Annotated in this window: 24 protein-coding genes; 8 read left to right on the top strand and 16 right to left on the bottom strand. The window is 73.3% G+C overall.

What is annotated here, in order from left to right; translation table 11 throughout:
* Positions 1 to 200: 200 nt before the first annotated feature.
* Positions 201 to 1,028, bottom strand: a complete 828-nt coding sequence (locus tag C1703_RS02010) for a class I SAM-dependent methyltransferase (protein WP_114250242.1) — start codon at positions 1,026 to 1,028, stop codon at positions 201 to 203.
* A gap of 41 nt (positions 1,029 to 1,069) precedes the next feature.
* Between C1703_RS02010 and C1703_RS02005 the strand changes: the two genes are divergently transcribed.
* Positions 1,070 to 1,795, top strand: coding sequence for a class I SAM-dependent methyltransferase (locus C1703_RS02005; RefSeq protein ID WP_114250241.1), 726 nt, complete (start codon positions 1,070 to 1,072; stop codon positions 1,793 to 1,795).
* Here C1703_RS02005 and C1703_RS02000 read toward each other — a convergent pair whose 3' ends face one another.
* Entirely contained in the window at positions 1,796 to 2,617 is an 822-nt protein-coding gene (locus C1703_RS02000) for an alpha/beta hydrolase (RefSeq protein WP_114250240.1), read from the bottom strand.
* 53 nt (positions 2,618 to 2,670) lie between these two features.
* Complete coding sequence (locus tag C1703_RS01995) at positions 2,671 to 3,504, bottom strand: alpha/beta hydrolase (RefSeq protein ID WP_114250239.1); 834 nt, start codon at positions 3,502 to 3,504, stop codon at positions 2,671 to 2,673.
* Positions 3,505 to 3,665: 161 nt separating this feature from the next.
* On the opposite strand from C1703_RS01995, the gene C1703_RS01990 reads away from it, so the two are divergent.
* Positions 3,666 to 4,625, top strand: a complete 960-nt coding sequence (locus tag C1703_RS01990) for a helix-turn-helix domain-containing protein (protein ID WP_114250238.1) — start codon at positions 3,666 to 3,668, stop codon at positions 4,623 to 4,625.
* On the opposite strand, the gene C1703_RS01985 is transcribed toward C1703_RS01990, so the two are convergent.
* The 7 genes from C1703_RS01985 to C1703_RS01955 form a co-directional block, all read right to left on the bottom strand.
* Positions 4,561 to 5,346, bottom strand: coding sequence for a GntR family transcriptional regulator (locus tag C1703_RS01985; protein ID WP_114250237.1), 786 nt, complete (start codon positions 5,344 to 5,346; stop codon positions 4,561 to 4,563). The genes C1703_RS01990 and C1703_RS01985 overlap by 65 nt on opposite strands.
* A gap of 130 nt (positions 5,347 to 5,476) precedes the next feature.
* Positions 5,477 to 6,673 carry a serine hydrolase domain-containing protein gene (locus tag C1703_RS01980; RefSeq protein ID WP_114250236.1) on the bottom strand — a complete coding sequence of 399 codons (1,197 nt, stop codon included), beginning with the start codon at positions 6,671 to 6,673 and terminating at the stop codon, positions 5,477 to 5,479.
* A gap of 117 nt (positions 6,674 to 6,790) precedes the next feature.
* Positions 6,791 to 7,759 carry an acetylxylan esterase gene (locus tag C1703_RS01975; RefSeq protein WP_114250235.1) on the bottom strand — a complete coding sequence of 323 codons (969 nt, stop codon included), beginning with the start codon at positions 7,757 to 7,759 and terminating at the stop codon, positions 6,791 to 6,793.
* A gap of 149 nt (positions 7,760 to 7,908) precedes the next feature.
* Positions 7,909 to 8,493 carry a hypothetical protein gene (locus C1703_RS01970; protein ID WP_114250234.1) on the bottom strand — a complete coding sequence of 195 codons (585 nt, stop codon included), beginning with the start codon at positions 8,491 to 8,493 and terminating at the stop codon, positions 7,909 to 7,911.
* A 403-nt stretch (positions 8,494 to 8,896) separates the two neighbouring features.
* Positions 8,897 to 9,652 carry a ferredoxin reductase gene (locus C1703_RS01965; RefSeq protein ID WP_114250233.1) on the bottom strand — a complete coding sequence of 252 codons (756 nt, stop codon included), beginning with the start codon at positions 9,650 to 9,652 and terminating at the stop codon, positions 8,897 to 8,899.
* On the bottom strand, positions 9,645 to 10,250 hold the full coding sequence (locus tag C1703_RS01960; protein WP_114250232.1) for a sulfite oxidase-like oxidoreductase: 606 nt from the start codon (positions 10,248 to 10,250) through the stop codon (positions 9,645 to 9,647). The genes C1703_RS01965 and C1703_RS01960 overlap by 8 nt, the downstream gene beginning before the upstream one ends.
* 65 nt (positions 10,251 to 10,315) lie before the next feature.
* Positions 10,316 to 10,777, bottom strand: coding sequence for a MarR family winged helix-turn-helix transcriptional regulator (locus C1703_RS01955; RefSeq protein ID WP_114250231.1), 462 nt, complete (start codon positions 10,775 to 10,777; stop codon positions 10,316 to 10,318).
* A 266-nt stretch (positions 10,778 to 11,043) separates the two neighbouring features.
* On the opposite strand from C1703_RS01955, the gene C1703_RS01950 reads away from it, so the two are divergent.
* Positions 11,044 to 11,847 carry a putative protein N(5)-glutamine methyltransferase gene (locus C1703_RS01950; protein ID WP_114250230.1) on the top strand — a complete coding sequence of 268 codons (804 nt, stop codon included), beginning with the start codon at positions 11,044 to 11,046 and terminating at the stop codon, positions 11,845 to 11,847.
* A 6-nt stretch (positions 11,848 to 11,853) separates the two neighbouring features.
* Here C1703_RS01950 and C1703_RS01945 read toward each other — a convergent pair whose 3' ends face one another.
* The gene (locus C1703_RS01945) at positions 11,854 to 13,932 is read right to left on the bottom strand and encodes a SpoIIE family protein phosphatase (protein ID WP_114250229.1); all 2,079 of its coding nucleotides are present in this window, start codon (positions 13,930 to 13,932) and stop codon (positions 11,854 to 11,856) included.
* 253 nt (positions 13,933 to 14,185) lie between these two features.
* Here C1703_RS01945 and C1703_RS01940 point away from each other — a divergent pair, with 253 nt between their 5' ends.
* From C1703_RS01940 to C1703_RS01930, 3 genes are all read left to right on the top strand, one after another.
* Entirely contained in the window at positions 14,186 to 14,554 is a 369-nt protein-coding gene (locus C1703_RS01940; protein WP_114257243.1) for a hypothetical protein, read from the top strand.
* A 98-nt stretch (positions 14,555 to 14,652) separates the two neighbouring features.
* Positions 14,653 to 16,668, top strand: coding sequence for an NADPH-dependent 2,4-dienoyl-CoA reductase (locus C1703_RS01935; protein WP_114250228.1), 2,016 nt, complete (start codon positions 14,653 to 14,655; stop codon positions 16,666 to 16,668).
* Positions 16,669 to 16,699: 31 nt separating this feature from the next.
* Positions 16,700 to 17,260: a PadR family transcriptional regulator gene (locus C1703_RS01930; RefSeq protein ID WP_114250227.1), complete on the top strand. Its 561-nt coding sequence runs from the start codon at positions 16,700 to 16,702 to the stop codon at positions 17,258 to 17,260.
* A 96-nt stretch (positions 17,261 to 17,356) separates the two neighbouring features.
* Here C1703_RS01930 and C1703_RS01925 read toward each other — a convergent pair whose 3' ends face one another.
* Both C1703_RS01925 and C1703_RS01920 read right to left on the bottom strand, forming a co-directional pair.
* Positions 17,357 to 17,896, bottom strand: a complete 540-nt coding sequence (locus C1703_RS01925) for a hypothetical protein (protein ID WP_114250226.1) — start codon at positions 17,894 to 17,896, stop codon at positions 17,357 to 17,359.
* A gap of 223 nt (positions 17,897 to 18,119) precedes the next feature.
* Complete coding sequence (locus tag C1703_RS01920; RefSeq protein WP_114250225.1) at positions 18,120 to 19,103, bottom strand: fibronectin type III domain-containing protein; 984 nt, start codon at positions 19,101 to 19,103, stop codon at positions 18,120 to 18,122.
* Positions 19,104 to 19,544: 441 nt separating this feature from the next.
* Here C1703_RS01920 and C1703_RS01910 point away from each other — a divergent pair, with 441 nt between their 5' ends.
* Positions 19,545 to 20,228: a glycoside hydrolase family 75 protein gene (locus C1703_RS01910; protein ID WP_114250223.1), complete on the top strand. Its 684-nt coding sequence runs from the start codon at positions 19,545 to 19,547 to the stop codon at positions 20,226 to 20,228.
* Positions 20,229 to 20,350: 122 nt separating this feature from the next.
* On the opposite strand, the gene C1703_RS01905 is transcribed toward C1703_RS01910, so the two are convergent.
* Genes C1703_RS01905 through dhaK form a run of 3 tightly spaced genes read right to left on the bottom strand, consistent with a single transcriptional unit; the run spans position 20,351 to position 22,404 of the window.
* Positions 20,351 to 20,761 (bottom strand): PTS fructose transporter subunit IIA, encoded by a 411-nt coding sequence (locus tag C1703_RS01905; protein WP_114250222.1) that lies wholly within the window; start codon positions 20,759 to 20,761, stop codon positions 20,351 to 20,353.
* A gap of 1 nt (position 20,762) precedes the next feature.
* Positions 20,763 to 21,362: a dihydroxyacetone kinase subunit DhaL gene (dhaL, locus tag C1703_RS01900; RefSeq protein ID WP_114250221.1), complete on the bottom strand. Its 600-nt coding sequence runs from the start codon at positions 21,360 to 21,362 to the stop codon at positions 20,763 to 20,765.
* A 49-nt stretch (positions 21,363 to 21,411) separates the two neighbouring features.
* Positions 21,412 to 22,404, bottom strand: coding sequence for a dihydroxyacetone kinase subunit DhaK (dhaK, locus tag C1703_RS01895; RefSeq protein WP_114250220.1), 993 nt, complete (start codon positions 22,402 to 22,404; stop codon positions 21,412 to 21,414).
* Between the two features lie 345 nt (positions 22,405 to 22,749).
* Between dhaK and C1703_RS01890 the strand changes: the two genes are divergently transcribed.
* Complete coding sequence (locus C1703_RS01890; RefSeq protein ID WP_198678059.1) at positions 22,750 to 23,997, top strand: DUF418 domain-containing protein; 1,248 nt, start codon at positions 22,750 to 22,752, stop codon at positions 23,995 to 23,997.
* The last annotated feature ends 2 nt before the right edge of the window (positions 23,998 to 23,999 follow it).

The raw sequence follows: 23,999 nt of genomic DNA, 5'->3' as shown, positions 1-23,999 counted from the left end.
GGGGAGAGGGCCGCGAGGGGAGGGGCCTGGGGCACGCCTCCGGCGGCGGGGAACAGCACCTCGGCTACGACAGAGCACGTCAGGATGCTGGAAAGGAGAGAGCGAAATGCAGAATCGCACCGGCGCCCACAGACAGGGGCGTACACGAGTGCTGTCTCCAGGCTATCACCCGACGACGCGCCGGGCGAGGGGAACGGGTTTCAGCGCGTGGCCAGGAGGCCGTACAGCAGGGGGATCCGCGGCTCGGGCAGCCGCCACCAGCCGTACTCCGTACGGACCATCCGGGGCCAGCGCGGCCAGGGAAGTTCGTCGCTCTCGCGCAGTCGCCGCACGGCCAGTCCCGCTCCGGTCAACGCGTTGACGACCTCTCCGATCCCGTGCATCCACTCGTAACTGTCCGTGGCGCCCTCGACGGCCGGGCCGTCCGTGTACGTGTGGGTCGCGTCCCGGTGCACCGGACCGCCGCCGCCCAGGTAGTCGTGGCGCAGCAGCAGTTCGGGCCCCTCGCCCGGAGCGGGTTTCGGGCCGAGGGAGTTGAGCAGGGGGTGGAACTCGACGACGTACAACCGGCCGCCCGGCCGCAGCAGCCGCCCGACGGTCCGCGCCCACCGGTCCAGGTCGGGCAGGTAGCACAGCGCGCCCTTGCCGGTGTACACGACGTCGAACCGCCGCCCGTCCAGGGCCTCCACGGCGTCGTACACGTTCGCCCGGACGTACGTCACGTCGGCTCCGGCCCGCTCCGCGATGCCGTTCGCGGCGGCCACGGACGCCGGGGAGAAGTCGAGGCCGACGGCCCGGGCCCCGCGCCGGGCGAACGCGATCGTCTCCGTGCCGAGATGGCACTGCAGGTGCAGCACGTCACGGCCGGCGAGATCGCCGAGGTCCTCCCACTCGAAGGGCGCGAACCAGCGCTCGGGATCGAGGTCCTGGTCGAGACCGTAGAACCGGCTGGCGAGGTGGACGGGCGTACGGGCGTCCCAGTTGGCCTGGTTGACCCGCATCAGCCGGTCGTGCTCGGCGGACGTCATGGCAGACATCCAAACACAGCGCACTGGCCTAGGCTGAGTCGATGTTCAGCCCCGAAGGCCCCAGTCTGCGCGAACTCGCCGTCCAGGCGCTGTCGTCCGTCGAACGCGGCTACGACCTCCTCGCGCCGAAGTTCGACCACACGCCCTTCCGGACGCCCGACGCCGTGCTCGACGCCGTCGGGTCGGCACTGCGGCGCATGGGACCCTTCGACGCCGGGCTCGACCTGTGCTGCGGCACCGGCGCGGGCATCGGTGTGCTGGCCGGGGTGTGCCGGGAGCACGTCACCGGCGTCGACTTCAGCGCGGGCATGCTCGACGTGGCCCGGCAGCGGGTCCGGCCGGCGGGGCCGCCGGTCTCCTTCGTCCGCGCCGACGCCCGCGCCCTGCCCTTCGCGCCCGCCTTCGACCTGGTGGTCAGCTTCGGGGCCTTCGGGCACTTCCTGCCGCGCGAGGTGCCCGGGCTGTTCGCGCAGGTCCGCTCCGTGCTGCGGCCGGGCGGCTGCTTCGCCTTCCCGCTGGTCGCCCCGCCCCGCCCGGGCTCGCTCGGCCACGGGATGCTGCTCGGCTTCGACACGGTGATGCGGGTGCGCAACGCCCTGTGGCGGCCGCCGTTCGTCATGTACTACCGCGCGGTCCGCTTCGGGGACGTGCTGCGCGCGCTCGCGGAGGCCGGCTTCCGGGTGGAGCTGTACGCGCTGCCGGAGTTCGGGCGGCGCCGGGACGGCAGCCCGCGGGTGCGTCTCGTCGCCGCCCGGCCCGCGGGCTAGTCAGCCGCGCAGGAAGTTCAGCAGATCGTCGTTGAACGCCTTCTCGAAGTCGCCCACCAGGCCGTGCGGGGCGCCCGGGTACACCTTCAGCGTCGCGTCCTTGACCAGCTGGGCGGTGCGCTGGGCCGAGGCGCCGATCGGCACGATCTGGTCGTCGTCGCCGTGCGCCACCAGCGTCGGCACGTCGATCCGCCCCAGGTCCTCGGTGAAGTCGGTCTCCGAGAACTGGGCGACGCAGTCGTGGGCGCCCTTCAGCCCGGCCTGCATGCTCCACAGCCAGAACGCGCGCCGCACGCCTTCCGAGACGGCGGCACCGGGCCGGTTGAAGCCGTAGAAACTCTCGCTCAGCTCCCAGTAGAACTGCGAGCGGTCCGCCGCCACGGCCGCGCGGATCCCGTCGAAGACGTCCCTCGGGGTGCCCTCCGGGTTGGCCTCCGTCCGCAGCATCAGCGGCGGCACCGCGCCCAGCAGCACGGCCTTGGCGACCCGCGCGGTCCCGTGCCGCCCGATGTAGCGGACCACCTCGCCGCCGCCGGTCGAATGGCCCACCAGGACCGCGTCGTTCAGGTTCAGCGACTCGATCAGCTCGGCCAGGTCGTCGGCGTACCGGTCCATGTGGTTGCCCTGCCACGGCTGGCCCGAGCGGCCGTGCCCGCGGCGGTCGTGCGCGATCGCGCGGAAGCCGTGCTCGGCGACCAGGCGGGCCTGCCCGTCCCACGCGTCGGCGTTGAGGGGCCAGCCGTGGCTGAAGACCACGGGCTGCCCCTCGCCCCAGTCCTTGTAGTAGATCTCGGTCCCGTCGGACGTGGTGAACGTACTCATGTGCATCCTCTCGGCGGGGGTCGGCGGGGGTCGGCGGGGGCGGCGGCAGACGATCAGACGAAACGCCGTACGAACGTCAGCGCCGTGTCCGCGACCTCCTGCCAGCCGTGGTCGATGGTCAGGGCGTGGCCCCGGCCCTTCATCTCGATGATCTCCGTGATGCCGGGATTGCGCCGCTGGCGCTTGTAGGAGGCGTTCGACAGCGCCCAGGGCACGGTGTGGTCCTTCTCCCCGGAGACGATCAGCAGCGGACCGCGCTCCGGGTTCTCGGTGTCGACCTTCGCCTCGGTCCACGGGTTGAGGTTCGCCGTGGCCGCCTGGAACAGCGGCGCTCCCGGCGCAGGCACGGCGAACGTCTCGTACAGCTGCCGCGCCTCCTCGTCGCTGACCGCGTTGGCGAAGGAGTACCGGAACTGGTCGAACGTGAGCGGCACGGCACGGTTGCGGTTCGCCGGGTTGGTGAGCACCGGCGCCGCCGCGCGCAGCGACGACACGGGCAGCGGCAGCACGCCCCGGAACGGTGCCGGGTCGATGGCGACCGACGCGGCGGACAGGCCCCGCCCGGCGAGAATCTGCGTGAGCAGTCCGCCGAACGAGTGACCGATGACCGCCGGCCTGCGCTTGAGGCCGCCGATCAGTGCCGCCAGGTGGTCGGCGACCTGCCCGACCGTCTTGCCGGCGAGGACCTCGGGGTGCCGGTTGGCCTCCTCGACGGTGTCCGGGTCGTCCGGCCAGGACAGCGAGACCGGGGCGTACCCGGCCCGCTCGAAGTGGTCCGCCCAGCGGTCCCAGCTGCTGGGCAGCAGCCACAGTCCGTGGACGAAGACGACGGGCGTGCGGCCGGCGGCGTTGGCCCGCTCGATCAGCTCCTCGTCATGCGTGGTCATACGGTCGTTCCCCCCTGGACTCGGTGTCGGTCGCGAACGCTCCTGTAGACGTGCACAGGGCGTTGACCTCTGGCCGATACTGGCAGCGGACGCGGTCGGCGGATCGGCCCTGGGTGCCCGGTCCTCGACTCACCGTGCCGCCGGGAGGGAGAGGACTGGGGATGATCCTGCTGGACACGAGCGAGTTACCGGTGGGCGAGCGGGTGGAGGCGTTCCGGGCCGCGCTGCTCACGGCGTCCGTGCCGTCGCTGGTCAGCATGGAGGAGGGCGGGGAGCGGGCGTTCGCACGCATGGAGCGGTGGCACTTCGGCGAGCTGGCGCTCTTCACCAGCAGCTCGTCCGGCTGGGCCGTCACCCGCAGCCCCCGCTACCTGCGTCTCGAAGGCGCGCCCATGGTCTCCCTGTCCCTCCAGGTCCGCGCCGCGGGCCGGTTCGGTCAGTCGGGCCGGCAGGAACTTGTGGACCCCGGCGAGCTGATGCTCAACGACCTGACGATCCCCTACGACTTCGCCTGGTCCGGCCGCGGCGGCGCACAGGCGCTCCAGGTGCCGTACGACGCCCTCGGCGTGCCGCCGCACATCGTCCGCCGGGGCGCCGAACGGCTGCGGGCCAGTCCGCTGTACGACCTGGTCCGCGCGCACATCGCCCGCCTCCAGGCCGACGCCGACACCCTCGCCGGCGACCCGGGCGCCGCCGCCCTCGGCTCGGCCACCGTGGAACTGGTGCGCGCGCTGCTCACCTCGGCCGCCGGCGTGGACGCCTACGCCCGGCCCGCGCTGGCCGAGTCGCTGCTCCAGCGCGTCCTCGCCTACGCGCGCACGCATCTGACGGAGCCGGACCTCACGCCCGCCCGTATCGCACACGCCCACAGCATCTCCGTGCGCGCCCTGTACCGCCTGTGCGCGCAGGCCGGGCTGAGCCTGGAGCAGTGGATCATCGAGCAGCGGCTGGAGGGGGCCCGGGCCGGCCTCGTCTCCCCGGTGGGGCGCACCCGGACCGTCGCGTCGGTCGCCCGCGCCTGGGGGTTCACCGACCCGAGCCACTTCACGCGCCGCTTCAAGGCGGCGTACGGCGTGACGCCCCGGCGGTGGCGGGCCGCGCAGTCCGGCCCGGCAGAGTGAACTCGTAGACGAGCGCGTCCCGCCGGGCGTCCACGACGAGGTCGGTGATCTCCAGCGGGCGCGCGTACTGGTCGTGCACCCGGCGGGTGACCCGCACCGACGGCGTGCTCGCGGACCGGGTGATGGTGTCGCGGTGGTGCAGGGTCAGGCCGGCCCGGCGCATCCAGTCGTAGGCCCGCCGCAGCTGCGCGGCCGCCGTGCCGTCGGCGCGGTCGCGATAGCGCGCCAGCTCCTCGACCTCCGTCAGCGCCACGGCGGAGAAGGACGTCACGGCGGTCCGCAGCCCGCGCCCGTCGGCGGTCGCGTACCGATAGCGGTGGACCAGCGTCGGACGTCCCGGGGCGAGCCCCAGCGCCTCGGCGTGGTCCGGAGTGGGCGGCTCCCAGGCGACGGTGGCGCGGGAGACGGTGCCCGGTGTCGCGGCGCGGGCGCCGACCGGGAAGGTGAGCGAGGCAGGGGTCTCGACGGGCGGGCCGGGCAGGGTCGCGTGGCTGCCGCGCCGGTCGGTGGCGACGAGGCCGTCGCGGCGCAGCAGCTCCAGGGCCTGCCGTACGGTCTCCCGGCTGACCCCGAAGTGCCCGGCCAACCGCCGTTCCCCCGGCAGGCGTTCACCGGGTGGGACGGTGCCGTCGCGCAGTTCGCCGAGCAGCTCCGACGCGATCCGTCGGTACAGGGGCTCCTCTTCGGTCGGCGGGTGGTCGGGCGGGGTGGTGCGGGCCATGCCGCGCCTCCTGTCGGTGACGTGCGGTAGCCGTGCGGGCTCGGTGCGCCACCAGGTCTAGCATTGGTCTAAACCAGCAGGGAAGGGTGGCCGGGCGGTTCGGCCGGAACCGGACCGCCCGCGCCCGCCGTCACAGCGCGCCGTACAGGGCGTCCACCAGCGCCATCTTCCGCGGGTCGTCCGCGATATGAGGCCCCATGCGGTTCATCACATAGCCCAGGGACACCTCCGCCTCCGGATCGGCGAGCCCGCAGGAGCCGCCGAAGCCGTCGTGTCCGAAAGCGCGCGGGTTGGGTCCGTAGGAGCCGTTGGTCCCGCTGAGCCAGAGTCCGAGCCCCGCCTCCGTCTCGGCGGCGAGCCCGGCGCCGAGCACCAGGTCCAGGCACCTGCCCTGACTCTCGCGCACCCGCTCGGCCGCCTCGGAGGAGAGGACGCGGTGACCACCGTAGGCGCCGCGCCCCGCGAAGACGGCGTACAGCTCGGCGACCGCGCGGGCGGTACCGTGCCCGTTCGCCGCGGGGATCTCGGCGGCCCGCCAGCCGGGTGTGCCGGCCGCGGCGGCCGACACCGCCGGGTTGGTCACCGCGGCGATCGCCGCCGGAGTCAACTGCGCGAATACCGCGGCCTGTTCACTGGTCGTCGCGACCGGCGGCTGGACCAGCTCGGCCGCCCGGCCGTAGTCCTTCTCCGGCAGGCCGATGGTGAAGTCGATGCCGAGCGGCCCGGTCACCTCCCGCTCGAGGAACGCCCCCGGCCGCAGTCCCGACACGCGCCTGACGACCTCGCCGACCAAGTGGCCGTAGGTCAGCGCGTGGTAGCCGGAGCGCGTGCCCGGCTCCCACCAGGGCTCTGTCGCCGCGAGCCGCTGCGTGGTCAGCTCCCAGTCGCAGAGCTGCTCCAGGGAGTGCGGTTCCCGCAGCCCGGCCAGGCCGGCGCGGTGGGACAGCAGGTGCCGTACGAGGACCTTCTCCTTGCCCGCCGCGGCGAACTCGGGCCAGTACGCGGCCACCGGCGCGTCGAGGTCGAGCAGCCCCCGGTCGACGAGGACGTGCGCGCACAGCGCCACCGGGCCCTTGGTCGTGGACCACACGTTGACCAGCGTGTCCCGCTCCCACGGCCGGGAGCGTGCCGCCTCGGCCCAGCCGCCCCACAGGTCCACCACGGTCCGGCCGCCGACGATGACGGTCACCGCCGCGCCCAGCTCGCCCCGCTCCCGGAAGTTCTCCTCGAACGCCCCGCGCACCGCCGCGAAGCGCGCGTCGCAGTGCCCGTGCACCCGCGCCTCGGGCTCGGATGTCTCGTGCTCGGCTACCTCGTGCTCGGGCATGGGCCCCACCCCTCCGCCGGTCGTCTCGAGCCCGGCCCGCTGTCTCGCGGCCCGGGCGCCAAGAACGTACCGACTGGTCGGACCAAGGTGGAAGCCCGTCGGCGGGGAACGGCCGGATCAGATGTGCGAGCGCATCCAGCGCAGCTTGGCCGCCTCCTGGAAGGGACCGCCGCCCTCGTGGTCGTTGAAGTCGTACACCTCGATCGCCTTGTCCTCGTGGCCCCAGGCGTTGAACGCCGCGAAGACGGTGGAGGGCGGGCAGGTCTGGTCCTCCAGGGCGGCCGAGAAGAGCGCGGGGGCCCGGCCGCGGGCGGCGAAGTGGACGCCGTCGAAGTAGGACAGGGTGCGCAGGGCCTCGTCGGTGCGGCCGCGGTGCGTCTTGAGGTAGAGGCCGATCTCCCGGTAGGGGTGGCGGTCCGTGAGCGTCGCCGCGCGCGGGAAGTCGCACAGGAACGGCACGTCCGGGGCGATGCCCGCGAGGTCCGGGACCAGGCCGCCGACCGCGATCGTGATGCCGCCGCCCTGGCTCGAACCGACGGCCACCGTGCGTGCCGGGTCGGTGAGGGGGTGCGAACGGGCCGCCTCCACGGCCCGCACCGCGTCCGTGAACACCCGGCGGTAGTAGTAGTGCTCCGGCGCGTCGATGCCGCGCGTCATGAAACCGGGGTAGGCGGGCGCGCCGCCCACCGGGTCCGCCGTGCCGCCGCCCGCGCCCCAGGCGCTGCCCTGCCCGCGGGTGTCCATCACGAAGTGCGCCCGGCCCGAGGACGCCCACAGCAGGTGCTCGTGCGGCAGCCCGCGCCCTCCGCCGTAGCCGATGAACTCCACGACCAGCGGCAGCGGGCCCTGCGCCCCGGCCGGCAGGGTCAGCCAGCCCTTGACCGGGTGGCCGCCGAAACCGGCGAATGTCACGTCGAAGACCTGCACGGTGGACAGGCCGGTGTCGACCGGTTCGAAGCGGGCGTCCAGGTCGTGCTCGCGCGCCTCCTGGAGGGTCTTGGACCAGAACGCGTCGAAGTCCTCGGGCTCGGCGGACGCGCTGCGGTACTCACGGAGTTCGTCGAGAGGAAGGTCGAACAGTGCCATGCAGGACCACCTTGGGTGAGGAGCGGCTGCGAAGACGGTGCGGATGATCACATTACGGGGGCGGCCGGAGGACCGGCAGGTCTTTTCCGGCGGTCTGCGCCCGTCGACGGCTCCTGCTCGTGGAGCACTCGGGCGCGGGCACGGTCGCCTCACGCGTCGCGACGCGTCCACTCCGGCTCCGTACGGGCCCAGGCCCGCTCCCACTCGGCCAGCCGGCGGCGCATGGCCACCCGGCGGACGAGGCAGTGGCCGAGCAGCACCACGAGCACCGCACCGCCCGTGGCGCACGTGCCGATCGAGAGGGTGTGCTGCCAGACCGCGGTGCCGTCCACCGGCGGATTCACGTTCCGCCCCCGGGAGTCGAACCAGACGTCCACGGCCTCGCCCGGCCGGGTGCCCGCGGAGACCCGTGCCGTCGCCGTGCGCGTGCCCTCGCCGGGCTCCGTCCAGCGTACGGTCGCCCGGTAGGCCTGTTGCCCGCCGGCCTGCACCGACGGCAGTGGGCCGCCGTTCCGGTCGACCACCTCGGCGCGGACGCGATGCCGCTCGGCGCGCTGCTCCGCCGAGACCGCCCGCGCCTCGCCGTGGGCCCACACGGCGGCCGCCACTCCCACCAGCGGCGCGACCACCGAAACCAGGACGGCGACCACCAGCACCGTCCACGCCTCGACGACGTCCGACCGGCGCCGCAGCGGACTGCGCCGCCATCGCCAGCCGCGCACCCGGGTTCGCATGTCGACCTCCTCGCCGTCACCGCTGCCGGAGGGCCGGACCGGCGGTGCGGTGGCGGCGCCGCCGCTCCCTCCGCGTCACGCCACACGTGCGAGTGTCCACACGGATCTGGTACCCCCTCCGACGCACATCGATCGCTCACACGGCCTCGTCGCCGCCTGACGGGCCGGCTCGGCCCACGCCGTACGGAGGGGCAACGCCGTACGGCGTGGGCCGAGCCGTCGGTCCGCCCTCCGGCTGCGCCGGTGCGTGCGCAGGGGAGGAGCGGTGGCGCGCCGCGTCGCGTGCCGAAGCCCTGCGGCCGGGGTGCCCGGACCGGCCGGGGCGAAACACCGGGCTCCGCCCCTGGGGCAGGGGACACGCCACGGGTCGCGCCAACACCGGGAGCAGCAGCCCCCGTCGGGGTCAGCCGAAGCGCTCGATCCGGATGCGGTCCACCGGCTGACCGGCCGTCACGAGCAGGCGGGAAGCGTGCTCGGCGAAGGAGTTGGAGCCGCACACATAGGCCTCCCACCCACCCGGAGGCTGCTCGGCCAGGAGCGGCGCCACATGGGCGGCCGCCATACGTCCCACCGGTACACCCTCCGGTGCCCGCCGCGTGAAGACGGGTGTTGTCTCCGCACCCAACTCCCGGGCGTAGATGAGCTCCTCGGGGCTGCGCGCGGACACCAGCATCCGCAGCGGCACGGCCAGGTTCCGCGCCCGGTGGTGCCGGACCATCGACATCAGCGGTACGACGCCGGAGCCGGCGCCGATCAGCAGCGCGGGCCGGTCGCCCGGCCAGGCGAAGAAGCCGCTCACCGGGCCTCGTACCTCGACCCGGTCGCCCACCCGGGCCACGGTGTGGAACCAGCCCGAGACCTCACCGCCCTCGACGTGATCCAGGGTCAGCTCGACGTGCCCAGAGGCGTCCGGCGCGGAGGCGATCGAGTAGTGGCGCTGGGCCGTGTAACCGTCCTCGGCGGTCAGCCGCACCATCAGGTGCTGGCCGGGCACATGACCCGGCCAGCCGGGCACGGCGAAACGGTACGTGGAGGCCCGCGGGGTCTCCCGGCGGATCTCGGTCAGTGTCGCGGTCTGCCACACGGAGGCGGCCTGCTCGCTCACGGCGATGCGTCCGGGCACGGCGAACCGCGTGGGCGGAACGAAGGTCTCAGTCACCGGAGTACCTCTGCTCCTCCCAGGGGTTGCCCCGCTCGTGGTAGCCGTTCCGCTCCCAGAAGCCCGGCTCGTCGTGGTCGAGGATCCGCAGACCCGCGATCCACTTGGCGCTCTTCCAGAAGTACAGGTGCGGCACCAGCAGCCGCGCCGGGCCGCCGTGTTCGGGGGCGAGCGGCCGGCCGTCGTACTCCCACGCGATCCAGGCGCGCCCGCCGGTCAGGTCGGCGAGCGGGAGGTTCGTGGTGTAGCCGGTGTGGGAGTAGGCGACGGCATGGGTCGCCGAGCCATGGGGCCGGACCACATCCAGGAAGGCGTCCAGGGACACGCCCGCGAACCGCACACCGAACTTCGACCAGCTCGTCACGCAGTGGATGGCGCCCTCGTACGCCGACGGCGGCAGCCGGTGCGCCTCCTCCCAGTCCCAGGTACGGGGCTCGGCCACCAGACCGTCGACGCGGAACGTCCAGTCGGCGGGTGCGAGATCGGGCGTGACCTCGGCGGACAGGACCGGCCAGTCGTCACCGGCGTCGTACTGGCCGGGCGGCAGACCGGGGTCGTCGACGCGCGGTCGCCCGGTGAAGCCTCGGGTGATGTGCATGGGGTGGTGCCTCCGGGGCCGGGCCGGCGGTGCCCCGCCGGCCGGCGAACTCAGTGATTGCGTATTCAACCGTACGTGCCGTGCGTCCGTGCGTCCTGGCCCTGCCCCTCGGGCCACGCGTTGTACCGCACGAGGTAGTCGGCGAACCGCGCCAGATCCGCCGCCGGCCAGTGCGCCAGCCGCTCCCGGAAGGCCGCCCGGCGGCTCTCGGTGACCTGGGCCAGGATGCGCCGCCCGGCCTGCGTCAAGCGCAGCACCTGGACCCGCTGGTCCTGCGCGTCGGGGCGGCGTTCGACGAGGCCGGCGCGCTCCAGCGCGGCCACCTGGCGGCTGACCGTGGACTTGTCCAGGGCGTAGTGGGCGGCCAGGTCGGTGGCGCGGCACCCGCCGCTCTCCTCCAGGTGCCCGAGCAGGGTGTACGACACCAGCGACAGCTCGGGGTGCATCCGCCCGGCCGCGGCACGGGCGCGGCGGGCGAAGACCGTCATCTCCCGCTGGATGGTCTCCACGGCGTCGGCTGTGTGCACGGGGCCTCCCTCACGGCGCTGCTGCGTCCCCTCCCATGGTTGCATGATCCAACCAGTTGCCCCGGCGGGCACTGTGCCGTGCCGGGCGACCGGCCCGTCGGGTAGTGTGGCCGCCGGCTGTGGACGGACCCAGCCGTGCGAAGCCGGGGAGGTGAGACCCATTACCGCTGTGTCAGCTCGGGTGCTCTCCTCTCGATGTCGCGCGGATCGCCGGCCGTAGGCGTCCGCCGGAGCGCCCTTCGGTTCCCGAAAGGCTCTGGGCTTCCATGCCGTCCGTTTCTCCCGTACCACCGTCCACGCCGCCGTCCCGTGCCTCCGTCGTCGACGCCCTGCGCTCCGCGGGCTGCGTCTTCGCCGAGGACGAGGCCGAGTTGATCCTCACCACCGCGCGCACGCCCGCCGAGGCCGCCGCCATGACCGCGCGCCGCGTCGCGGGCGAACCGCTCGAACTCGTCGTCGGCTGGGCCGAGTTCGCGGGCCTGCGCATCACGATCGAACCCGGCGTCTTCGTGCCGCGCCGCCGCACCGAGTTCCTGGTGGAGCAGGCCCTGGACCGGGCGCCCGGCTCCACCGTCGTCGTGGACCTGTGCTGCGGCTCGGGCGCCGTGGGCGCGGCGCTGGCCGCCGGACTCGGACCCGTCGAACTGCACGCCGCCGACATAGACCCGGCTGCCGTGCGCTGCGCCCGGGGCAATGTCGCCGCCGCCGGCGGCCACGTCCACCAGGGCGACCTGTTCGAGGCCCTGCCCGGCGAGCTGCGCGGCCGGGTCGGCATCCTCGCGGCCAACGTGCCGTACGTCCCCAGCGGCGAGATCGGGCTGCTGCCCCTGGAGGCCCGCGACCACGAGCCGCTGGTCGCCCTGGACGGCGGCGCGGACGGCCTCGACGTCCTGCGCCGCGTCGCCGCCGAGGCCCCCCACTGGCTCGCGCCCGGCGGCTGTGTCCTGGTCGAGACGAGTCGGCACCAGGCCCCGGCCGCCGTCACCGCCTTCGAGCGCAACGGTCTGACGGCCTCCGTGGCCGTCTCGGAGGAACGGCACGCCCATGTCGTGATCGGCGTCAGACCGTAGCGTCGGTCAGTCCGGAGCGGTCGCCCGCGCGATGAGCAGCGCCACGTCGTCGAAGTTGTCCGGCTCGTGCAGCGTCCGCAGCAGCAGGTCGCAGACCTCCTCCAGCGGCCGGTCGGGGCCGTCGAGCAGGGACAGCAGGGTGTCGAGGCGTTCGTCGAGCGGGTCGCGGCGGGTCTCGACGAGTCCGTCGGTGTAGAACACCAGCCGGTCTCCGGGTTCGAGGTCGACGGTGGTCGTGGAGAAGGCGACGCCGCCCACGCCGAGCGGCACACCGGTCGGCAGGTCGAGCAGCTCCGGCGGCCGGCCGGCCCGCACGCGCACCGGCGGCAGATGCCCGGCGTTGGCGATCCGGCACTGCCGCAGGTGCGGGTCGTGGACGGCGTACACGCAGGTGGCGATGGCCTGCTCAAGACCCGTGGTGATCCTGTCGAGGTGCTCCAGCAGCACGGCCGGATCGAGGTCCAGGGAGGCGAGGGTGTTGGTCGCCGTGCGCAGCCGGCCCATGGCCGCCGCCGCGGGGATGCCGCTGCCCATCACATCGCCCACGACCAGCGCCGTCTTGCCGCCCTCCAGCGGGATCACGTCGAACCAGTCGCCGCCCACCTCGCTCGTGGCCCCGGCCGGCTGGTAGCGGGAGGCGACCTCCAGTCCGCCCGTCATCGGCGGATGACTCGGCAGCAGGCTGCGCTGGAGGGTGAGAGCGGTGTCGCGGGCGCCCTGGTACCAGCGGGCGTTGTCGATCTGCACGGCGGCCCGGGCGGCCAGCTCGCGGGCCAGCAGCAGGTCGTCCTCGGTGAACGGCAGCGGATTGCGGGTGCGCTTGAGGTCCAGGGCACCCAGCACCTCGCCGCGCGCGATCAGCGGCACCGCCAGATAGGAGTGCACCCCGGCCCGCCTCAGCAGCTCGGCCGCCTCCGGGGAGCGCGCGATGCGCACCAAATCCTCGTCCTCGACCTCCGGCAGCATCACCGGGCTGCCGGTGCGCACGCACTCGGTGACGAGCCGGTCGGGCGCGTACCGGGCCGCCTGCCCGGGAGGGTCGGCCGCCTCCAGCGCCTCGGCGGAGTCGTACCCCTGGACGGCCAGCGCGCGGATCACGGCCGCCTCGGTGGGCCCGAGGCTGGTGCGCCGGCCCTGCACCACCGCGTCGAGCAGATCGACGGCCGCGATGTCGGCGAGCTCCGGCACGGCCACGTCGGCGAGTTCGCGGGCCGTGCGGTCCAGCTCCAGGGACGTGCCGATCCGCCCCGAGGCGTCGGCGATCAGGGCCAGGCGCCGCCGGGCGGCCTCGGCCTCGATGCCCGCCCGGTACTGCTCGGTGACGTCGACGATCGAGACGGCCACGCCCAGCACCGTCCCGAAGGCGTTCTCCAGCCGGTACAGCGAGATCGACCAGGCGTGGTCCTGGTGGGGATCGGCCGGGGTGCGGCCGATCGTGGACTGGTCGACGACGGGCCGGCCGGTGTCCAGCACCCGGCGCGCCGCGCTCTCCAGGGCGTCGACGTCCATCCGCGGCACCACCTCGCGGGCCGTGCGGCCCAGGTGCTCCTCGGCCGGGACGCCGTTGATCTCCTCCAGCGCGGGGTTGACCGACACGTACCGCAGCTCCGTGTCGAGGACGGCCAGCCCGATCGGGGACTGCGCGATCATCCGCGTCGACAGCGCCACGTCCCGCTCCAGCCGGTGCACGGTCGACTGGTCGGCGCACAGCCCCAGCGCGTACACGTCGCCCTGGTCGTCCAGCAGGCGCATGTTGCGGAACTCCACGAGCCGCGTACTGCCGTCCTTGCACCGGACGGGGAAGGCACCCGCCCAGCTCTGCCCGGTGCCCATGACATCGGCGAACAGCTTGACCACCAGGTCGATGTGCTGCTCGTGGACCATGATCCGGGCGGCGTACTGCCCGAGCGCCTCCCGCGCCTCGTACCCGAACAGCTCCTCGGCCTGCGGGCTCCACAGCACGATCCGGCCCTCGGCGTCCAGCACCACCGAGGCCACGCGCAGGACGTCGAGCAGGCCGCTCGGCCGCGCGGACCCGCGCACCGGCTCGACGCCCTCGGACTCGGGATACTCGGCTGCACTCATCCCACGCCCCGCAATCGCCGTTCCTCGCGGCACGCCGTCACGGTGCCGACACCCCATGTTCTACCGCGCGGAGCCGTCCCTCCGAGGCCCCTTCCGTCACCTACCACCATCTCCCAACCCGGCGCGGGCCGCCCCGCAAAAACCGCCACCACGGCAGGGGCACTGCCGGTAGTGCTCACCGGAAGGTGGTGCTTTGCTGGGGTAGGGGCGGATACGGCATGTGGTGGCCGCGAGAGGAGCGATCACGATGGCGATGAACCACGAGCGACCGCACCCCCACTCCGTCTCGGTGGAGATCAGCGGGTGCAGCAAGGACGACGCCCGGATCGTGTTCGACACGCTGTGCGCCTGCTTCGAGTCCGACCGGTGCGCCGACGACGTCCCCGAGGAACTGCACGAGACGCGCCCGACCGTGTGGCTCGGGACCTTCGACGTCGCCGACGAGCACGAGGGCGCGCGGCCGGCCCGGCTGTCGTCCTCCGTCGAGGCCGACCTGCACGGCGGGTACTGGGCGATCGAGCGGTTCCGCACCACCCTGGACTCGCTGTTCGACGTGCACGACCTGAGTACGGTCTCCGGCGACCAGGAGAAGGAACTGCACGTGCGCCTGCAGAGCCGTTGAGCGGCCTCACTGTGCCCTTCCTCTCTTGTGCAACTAGTTGCACAAACCGCGGGTAGTCCTCTAGAACTGCGGGTACGACACCGCGCACGGAGGGCCCGATGAGCCGTTACCCGCACCTGCTGACCCCCCTCGACCTGGGCTTCACGACGCTGCCCAACCGCGTCCTGATGGGTTCCATGCACGTCGGCCTGGAGGAGGCCGAGGGCGGCTTCGCGCGCATGGCCGCCTTCTACGCCGCCCGCGCCCGCGGGGGAGTGGGCCTGATCGTCACCGGCGGCATCGCCCCCAACGACGAGGGCCGGCCCTACGAGGGCGGCGCCAAGCTCACCACCGAGGCGGAGGCCGAGCAACACCGGGTCATCACCGAGGCCGTGCACCGCGAGGGCGGGCGGATCGCGATGCAGATCCTGCACTTCGGCCGCTACGCCTACCACCGGGACCTGGTCGCCCCGAGCCCGCTCCAGGCGCCGATCAGCCCCTTCCCGCCCCGCGAACTCACCGACGCCGACATCGAGCGGACGATCGAGGACTACGTCCGTGCCGCCCGTCTCGCCCGGCAGGCCGGCTACGACGGTGTCGAGATCATGGGCTCCGAGGGCTACCTCATCAACGAGTTCATCGCGCTGCAGACCAACCGGCGCACCGACCGCTGGGGCGGTTCGTACGAGAACCGCGTGCGATTCCCCCTCGAGATCGTGCGCCGGGTGCGCGAGGCGGTCGGCGAGGACTTCATCATCGTCTACCGGCTGTCCATGCTCGACCTCGTCCCGGGCGGCTCGACGCTCGACGAGGTGATCACCCTCGCCAAGGCCGTCGAGACGGCCGGGGCGACGATCATCAACACCGGCATCGGCTGGCACGAGGCCCGCATCCCCACCATCGCGACCTCCGTGCCGCGCGGCGCCTACACCTGGGTGACCAAGCGGCTGATGGGCGAGGTGTCCGTGCCGCTCGTCACCACCAACCGCATCAACACCCCCGACCTCGCCGAGGAACTGCTCGCCGAAGGCGCGGCCGACATGGTCTCCCTGGCCCGGCCGATGCTCGCCGACCCGGACTTCGTCGCCAAGGCCGCCGCCGGCGAGCCGGAGGCCATCAACACCTGCATCGGCTGCAACCAGGCCTGCCTCGACCACACCTTCAGCGGCAAGATCACGTCCTGCCTGGTCAACCCGCGTGCCTGCCACGAGACCGAACTCGTGCTCTCCCCGACCCGCCTGCGCAAGCGCGTCGCGGTCGTCGGCGCCGGACCGGCGGGGCTGGCCTGCGCGGTCTCCGCCGCCGAGCGCGGGCACGACGTGACCCTCTTCGACGCGGCGAGCGAGATCGGCGGCCAGCTGAACGTCGCCCGCAAGGTCCCCGGCAAGCAGGAGTTCGACGAGACGCTCCGCTACTTCCGCACCCAGCTCGACCGGCACGGCGTCGACGTCCGGCTGAACACGCTCGTCACGGTCGCGGACGTCGACGGCTACGACGAGGTCGTCGTCGCCACCGGCGTCACCCCGCGCACCCCCGACATCCCCGGCGTGGACCATCCGAGCGTCCTCGGCTACCTCGACGTCCTGCGCGACGGCGCCCCCGTCGGCGACCGGGTCGCGATCCTCGGCGCGGGCGGCATCGGCTTCGACGTCGCCGAGTACCTCACCGACAGTGGTGACAAGGCCCACGAGAACCCGACGACGTACTTCCGCCAGTGGGGCGTCGACCTCGGCTACCGCGCCCCCGGCGGCCTCGCCGCGCCCGAGCGGCCCGCCCCGCCGCGCACCGTCCACCTGCTCCAGCGCAAGACGTCCAAGGTCGGCGCCGGCCTCGGCAAGACCACCGGCTGGATCCACCGCGCCGAACTCAAGCACCGCGGCGTCACCATGGTCCCGGGCGTCCGCTACGACCGGATCGACGACGCCGGGCTCCACGTCACGGTCGGCGAGGAGAGCACGGTGCTGGAGGTCGACACCATCGTGCTGTGCACGGGCCAGGAACCGCGCCGGGGCCTGTACGAGGAACTGCTCGCCGCCGGGCGCAGCGCCCACCTCATCGGCGGGGCGGACGTGGCCGCCGAACTGGACGCCAAGCGCGCCATCAAGCAGGGCACCGAGCTGGCGGCGGCCCTCTAGGGGGCGGGCGGCCCGTCCCTAGGATGACTCCATGTCACTCCCGCACGCGATCCTCACCGCCCTCCTGGAGAAGCCGTCGTCCGGGCTCGAGCTGACCCGCCGGTTCGACCGGTCCATCGGCTACTTCTGGTCGGCGACGCACCAGCAGATCTATCGCGAGCTGGGAAAACTGGAGGCCGACGGCCTCATCAGGGCCCTGCCGTCCGAGCAGCCGGCCCGCGGGCAGAAGAAGAGCTACGAGGTCCTGCCCGCGGGCCGCGCCGAACTGGCCCGCTGGACCGCCGCCTCCCAGGACCCCAAGCCGCACCGCGACCCGCTGCTGCTGCGGCTGAGGGCGGCGGCCGTGGTCGGCACGGCGGGCCTGGAGGCCGATCTGCGCCGCCATCTGGAGCTGCACGAGAGGCAGTTGGCGGAGTACGAGGAGATCGAGCAGCGCGACTTCCCGCCCGGCCGGGACAGCGCCGAGGACCGGCTGCGGCACCTGGTGCTGCGGGCCGGCATCGACCTGGAGACGTTCTGGACCCAGTGGCTCAGGCGCGCCCTGGCGGACTTCGCCGAACTCCCGGACGGCGGGTCGGCCGGTCCGGCCTGAGGAGGGTGTGCCGACGCCCGTCCCGCCGGACGACGACGTGACAGCGGCCCGCCCGGCCGGAGCGCTTCGGCAGGGCGGACCGCCGTCCGTACCGGATCAGAGCCGGTACGGCTTGTTGCGCCGGCGCAGGTACCAGGCCGTCGCGAGGAGGCCCGTGCCGACCAGCGTGCCGCCCGCCACCAGGGTGACGGTGCCGTAGTCCGTCGACGAGCCGCCGACCCCGCCCATGACGCCGCGCGACGGCGAGGCAGTCGGGGACGGGGACCGCGTGGGGGAGGGGGCGGGGGAGACGACGACGGACTGGGTGCCCGCGGTGGTGCCGTCGGAGCAGATGACGATGACGGTGTACGTGCCCGGGGTGACGTTCGACCAGGCGGCGGACTGGCTGGTGGACGTCCCCGACAGGGTCACCTGACGCCCCTGGGCGAAGCTGCCCTGGCTGCTGGTGAGAAGCGAGGCGGTGCCCCAGCTGCCGTTGACCTGGGTGCACGTACTGGTCGTGACCGAGACCGTGGAGCCCGTGGTGCTCACGGAGATGCCCGGGCCCGCGGCAGCGGGCACCGCCGCCAGGGCGAGGGGCAGCGCGGCGGCGGCCACGGTCAGGCCGGAGCGGAGAACTGACGATGAGTTGCGCATGTGACTGCCCTCCGGCGGCACGGTTGGCGGTACATCCCTAGCGCCGCCGAGGATCGGGAACGCCCGTGCTGCCTCAGGGTCAGCCAAGGCGCCCCGGGCCCGGGCCGCACGCCGGGCGCCACCGTGCAGGTGACGACGTCCACCGGCCGGCCGACGCCGGACCGGCACACCACCACCGGGGGCGACCACCGGCGGCGACCACCGGGGCGATCAACGCGGGCGGTCACCGGGGGCGCGTCGTCACCGTCCGCTCCGCGGAGAAGCCGCCCCAGGTGCCGTCCGGCAGCATCGCCCGGATCCGGACACGATGGCTGACACCGGCCTCCCGCCCCACGTAGAAGCTGTACGTCGCCCGCTCACGCGGGGCACGCCCGCCGAACACCAGGGACGTGGCGGGGCGGCCGTCCAGGTGGAGCTGGTACTCGGCGACCTCGCCGTCCACGCGCGGCGGCACCCAGCTCAGATCGACGTAGTAGGCCCCGCCCTCACGGTGGCTCGCCGCCCGGAAGCCGGTGGGGGCCGTGGCACGTCCGTCGCCGCTGCCCGGGGTGGTGAGGCGGACGGCGGGGCTGGCGGGGGAGACGTTGCCCGCCGCGTTCCGGGCCCGGACGGTGAACGAGTAGGACGTGCCGGGGCGCAGCCCCGTGACGACGGTGGCCGTCTGGCCGCCGCCCACACTGTGGATCTTCGTGTCCCCTTGGTGGATGTCGTACGACACCACGTCCCGGTCGTCCGCCGAGGCGGACCAGGACAGCTGGACCGCCCGGCTTCCGGCCGGCCGTCCGCCGAGCGCCGAGGGGCGCGCCGGTGCGGAGCGGTCGTCCGCGACGGCCGCCGGTGTCCTCGCCCGGACCTCCCGGCTGCGCGGCCCGAGCCGCCCGTCGGCGTCCCGCGCCCGCACCGTGAAGACATACCGAGTGGAGGGGCGGAGCCTGGTGACATCCACCATGTGCTTCGAACCAGGCACTTCCCTGACCTTCGTGGTGCCGCGATACACCTCGTAGACGTCGGCCTCAGGGATGGCGTTCCACATGACGTGCACGCTCGTCGCGCTGCCCGCGGTGGCGGTCACCCCCGTCGGCGCACCGGGCGGAGCACCGTCGTGCCCGTCGTCCGCGCCGGCCCAGCCGCAGGAGGCCGCCAGCGCGAGACACCCGCAGAGCGCGACGCGGCGGAGGAGAGAGAGCGGAGCGGAAAGGCCTCGCACGGCACTGCCTCCCGGGAGCGGCGCAAGGAATGGTCCGGACCAATATGGCGCGCCTGACGCGATCACATCAAGAGGGCGGTGCGGGAGGAGTTCGACGGGGGGAGGAGGGGCCGCCCTGGGCGAGTGGTGAGGGAGCGGCCCGCGCACGCGTCACCCCGCCGTGCGCGACCACTCGGGAGAGTTACGTATGCTGAAGTTCCTCACGGCCGAACACCTGGCGGACACCAGGGAGTTCGGGCCTGTCGCGCGGACCGCTGTCGTCGCAGATCCCGCGCCGGCGCGGGTGGCCGGGCGGCCCGGGTCTCACACGGACTCAGGCGCCCGGCCCCTGTCGGAGGTTGGGGCCGTGCACCGTCCGGCCCTCCAGCGGTGGCCGGGCGACTGACCCGGGGCCAGATTGGGCTGAGTGCCCGTCAGGTTCCTAGGAGAGGCTCCCGTATCGTGCGTGTCCGGTCCCTCACACTGGCCGCTGCCAGCGCCGCCCTGCTCGCCCCGACGACACCGCCCGCCACCGCGTCCCAGTCGGTGGCCTGGCGCGACAACCCCGTCCGCGCCGCCGACCTGCTCGCCCGGCTGACAGACTGCGTTCCCGTCTCCCGCGGCCGGTACCGCAGCGACCAGGGCGCACCCGCGGACATCCCCGTCTGCGGCACACGCGACGCCGTGTTCTGGAAAGCCGACATGGACATCGACTGCGACGGCCGTCCGGGACCCCGCTGCAACCGCCGCACCGACCCGTACTTCGCCGCGAGCACGGCCTACGCCCAGTCGGACGGGCGGCCGTTGAGCGCCGAGAACCTGCCCTTCATCGTCGTACCGGCACCGAGCCGCATCTGGGACTACCGGAAGCACGGCGTGACCGGCGGCTCGGTCGTCGCCGTCGTGTACCGCGACCGAGTGCGGTACGCGGTCGTCGGCGACACGGGCCCGCAGGGCATCATCGGGGAAGCCTCCTACGCGGCCGCCAAGGCCATCGGCATCCGCCCCGACCCGCACGGCGGCGGCGCGCCCTCCGGCGTCACCTACGTCGTCTTCAAGAACAGCCGGGTGTCACCCATCGAGGACCACGCGGCGGCCGTGGCGGCGGGAGAGCGCCTGGTCAGACGGTTCGTGGGCAGGGACTGAGCGACTGACGGCCCGTCACGGACACGCCTGCGGTCGGATTCCTGCGGCCGGACACGCCTGCGGCCGGGCACATCTGCGGCCGGGCACACCGCCGCTGCGGCGGGCCCGGCCGCATCCGTGTGTCACACCTTCCGGTACGTGTACGCCTCCGCGGCGGCCGACTCCACCGCCGCCAGATCCGCCCCGGTGGCCGCCGTGACGACCGCGGCCACGGCGCCCTCCACGAACGGGGCGTCCACCAGCCGCGTCCCCTCCGGGAGTTCGTCACCTTCGGCGAGCAGCGCCTTCACGGTGAGCACCGCGCTGCCCAGGTCGGTCAGGACGGCGACCCCGGCACCGCGGTCGACGGACGCGGCCGCCGCGGCGATCAGTTCGGCGCTCGTGCCGAGCCCGCCGCCCTCGGTGCCACCGGCCGGGGCGACCGGCACCGCCGGACCGCCGCCCGCCAGCCCCTTCGCCAGCGCGGCGACCGACGCGGCCACCTCCGCGCTGTGCGACACGAGCACGATGCCCACGAGCCGCTCGTCGCTCACGTCACTCACCGGCGGCCTCCGCGAGTCCGGCGATCAGCAGCGCCGAGGAGGTGGCCCCCGGATCCTGGTGCCCGATGCTGCGCTCGCCCACGTAGCTCGCCCGGCCCTTGCGCGCCTGCAGGGGCGTCGTCGCCACGGCGCCCTCCTCCGCCGCGGCCCGCGCCGCCGCGAACGACTCGTCGAGGGCGTCCACCGCGGGCACCAGCGCGTCGATCATGGTCTTGTCGCCCGGTGCGGCACCGCCGAGCGTCATGACCGCGTCCACCCCGGCCCGCAGCGCCTCGGTCAGCTGCTCCGCACTGACCTCGACGGCGTCCCCGAGCGCCTTGCCGGTGCGGCGCAGCAGCGTCCCGTACAGCGGCCCCGAGGCGCCGCCGACCGTCGAGATCAGCTGGCGCCCGGCCAGGGTGAGGACCCCGCCGGGCGTGCCGGGGGCCTCCTTCTCCAGGGCGGCCGCCACGGCCGTGAATCCGCGCTGGAGATTGCTGCCGTGATCGGCGTCCCCGATGGGGGAGTCGAGGGCGGTGAGCCGTTCCGCCTCGCGGTCGACGGACGCGGCGGTCGCCGTCATCCAACGGCGGAAGAAATCGGCGTCGAGCACTGGATCTCCTTGCCTGGTAGGTACGTGGTGATCCTCTACCCCTTGTGTCTCACACGCCCCAGCGCAGCCCCGGCGTCTTCACCGGCGCGTCCCACAGCCGCAGCAGTTCCTCGTCGACCTGGCACAGGGTGAGCGAGGCGCCCGCCATGTCCAGGGAGGTGACGTAGTTGCCCACCAGGACCCGGGCCACCGCGACACCGCGCTCGGCGAGCACCCGGTGCACCTCGGCGTTGAAGCCGTACAGCTCGAGCAGCGGCGTCGCGCCCATGCCGTTGACCAGGACCAGCACCGGATTGCGCGGCCGGAGGTCCTCCACCACCGCCTCGACGGCGACCTCGGCGATCTCGCCGGACGTCATCATCGCCCGCCGCTCCCGGCCGGGTTCGCCGTGGATGCCGATGCCCAACTCCAGTTCGCCGGGCGGCAGATCGAAGGTGGGGCTGCCCTTGGCGGGCGTGCTGCAGGCGCTCAGCGCGATACCGAAACTGCGGGAGTTCTCGTTGACCTGCCGGGCGATGGCCTCCACCCGCTCCAGCGGCATGCCCTCGTCGGCGGCGGCACCCGCGATCTTCTCCACGAACAGGGTGGCGCCCGTACCGCGCCGCCCCGCCGTGTAGAGGCTGTCGGTCACCGCCACGTCATCGTTGACCAGCACCTTCGCGATCTGGATGCCCTCGTCCTCGGCCAGCTCGGCGGCCATGTCGAAGTTGAGCACGTCACCGGTGTAGTTCTTCACGATGAACAGCACACCGGCGCCGCTGTCCACGGCGGCGGCCGCGCGCAGCATCTGGTCGGGCACCGGGGAGGTGAACACCTCGCCGGGACAGGCCGCCGACAGCATTCCGGGACCTACGAATCCACCGTGCAACGGCTCGTGCCCCGAGCCTCCGCCCGAGACCAGCGCGACCTTTCCGGCCACGGGAGCGTCCCGCCGAACGATCACCCGGTTCTCCACGTCCACGGTCAGCTCCGGGTGGGCAGCCGCCATACCGCGCAGCGCGTCCGCGACCACGGTCTCCGGGACGTTGATCAGCATCTTCACGGGTACCTCCTGATGAGACGAGCAGATGTACCTCTGACCTCAATTTTTGCAGGTCAGGATGGGCCGGGCCAGTTGTCGATCTTGGTGACAGGGTGTCAGGTCCCTGCTGTGGTCGGTGACGGGCGGTCGGAACGCTGCTGCCGGAAAGTATCAACCTTGCGGCATCGCACGTCACGGCCGCGGTGTACCCGGGCGTGGCCGGAGCCCCGGGTCCCCGGCGACCGACACGTGACGGATACACAACTGAGTGGGGATCGAGCCGTGGCCGCTACCGAGGGCAAGAGGAGCGGATACCTGGAGTGTCGATCATCGACGGCACCACAGATCCAGCACCACAGGAGTGCCATGAATGCCTTGCCTTCCACCGAACGGCTCCAGGCGCCCGCAGCCCCGCTCCCTCGTATCGTCGGGCTCGATGTCGCCCGCGGACTCGCGGTGATCGGCATGCTCGCCCAGCATTTCGCCTCGCTGCCCCCCAGCCCACCGACACTGTTCCGGCCCGGCAGCTGGGCCGGGTTGGTCAGCGGCGGCTCGACCATCCTGTTCGCCGTCATCGGCGGGATCTCGATCGGCATCATCACCGGCGCCGCCCGCCGGCTCGACGGTCAGCAACTCCTCCGGGCCAGGATGAAACTCCTCGCCCGGGCGGCGGTCATCTTCCTTCTCGGCGCGGTGCTGAACGCCATCAGCCCCGGGGTCGGCGTGATCCTCTGCGTGTACGCGCTGTGCTACATCGCGGTGATCCCGCTGCTGCGCGTCCCGCCCCGGACGCTCGCGCTCGGCGCCGTGGCCGGCATGGTCGTGGTCCCCGTCCTGCTCGCCCACCTCGCGGCGTTCAAGCAGTGGCGCCTTCCGGTCGACGCGTCCTTCGAGGAGTTCGATCTGCTCTTCGCCCCCAACGGGCTGTCCGTGGCCCCACTGACGCTGTACTTCCTGCTGGGCATCGCCCTCTCGAGGTTCGACATCTCGTCGGTCCGTACGGTGCTCGGCATGCTCGTCGGCGGGGTCGTCCTGGTCGTCGTCGGCTACGGCGGTGGCTGGGCGGTGACCGAAGGGGCGGGCGCCGGGACGGCTGCCGTTCCCCCGGCGCCCGCAGGCGGGCCCGCCACGGCTCCGCCCGACAACGCCGCCCTCACCCGCGGCCTGCTCTGTATGCCGGAGCCCGGCCAGGTCACCTGCATCGACCCGGCCTTCGACCCGGACACGTACAAGCCGGCGTGGCAGGCTCCCGACCTCGCCGATCAGGCCCGGCGGGTGCCGCACTCCAATCACGTCGCCGAAATGCTGGGCGGAACGGGAGTGGCGCTGCTGGTCACCGGGCTCAGCCTGGTCGTCACGCCCCGGGTGCGGCGCCTGGTCGTGCCGTTGGCGGCGCTCGGCACCATGGCACTGACGGCGTACTCGCTGCAGTTCGTGCTGCTGTACACCCTCTCCTACCTCGGGGGCTCCGACCTGCTGTCCGACAACCAGAGCTTCCTCGTCATGACAGTGGCCCTGCTCGTCGTCTGCCCGGTCTGGCGGCGGCTGCTGGGACAGGGACCGTTCGAACGGCTCCTGGCCGGCGCAGCCCGCCGCGCCGGCCAGGTCGGCTGACC

The organism is Streptomyces sp. Go-475 (assembly GCF_003330845.1).
Taxonomy (GTDB): Bacteria; Actinomycetota; Actinomycetes; order Streptomycetales; family Streptomycetaceae; genus Streptomyces.
This window is presented reverse-complemented; position numbering and strand designations above follow the sequence as displayed.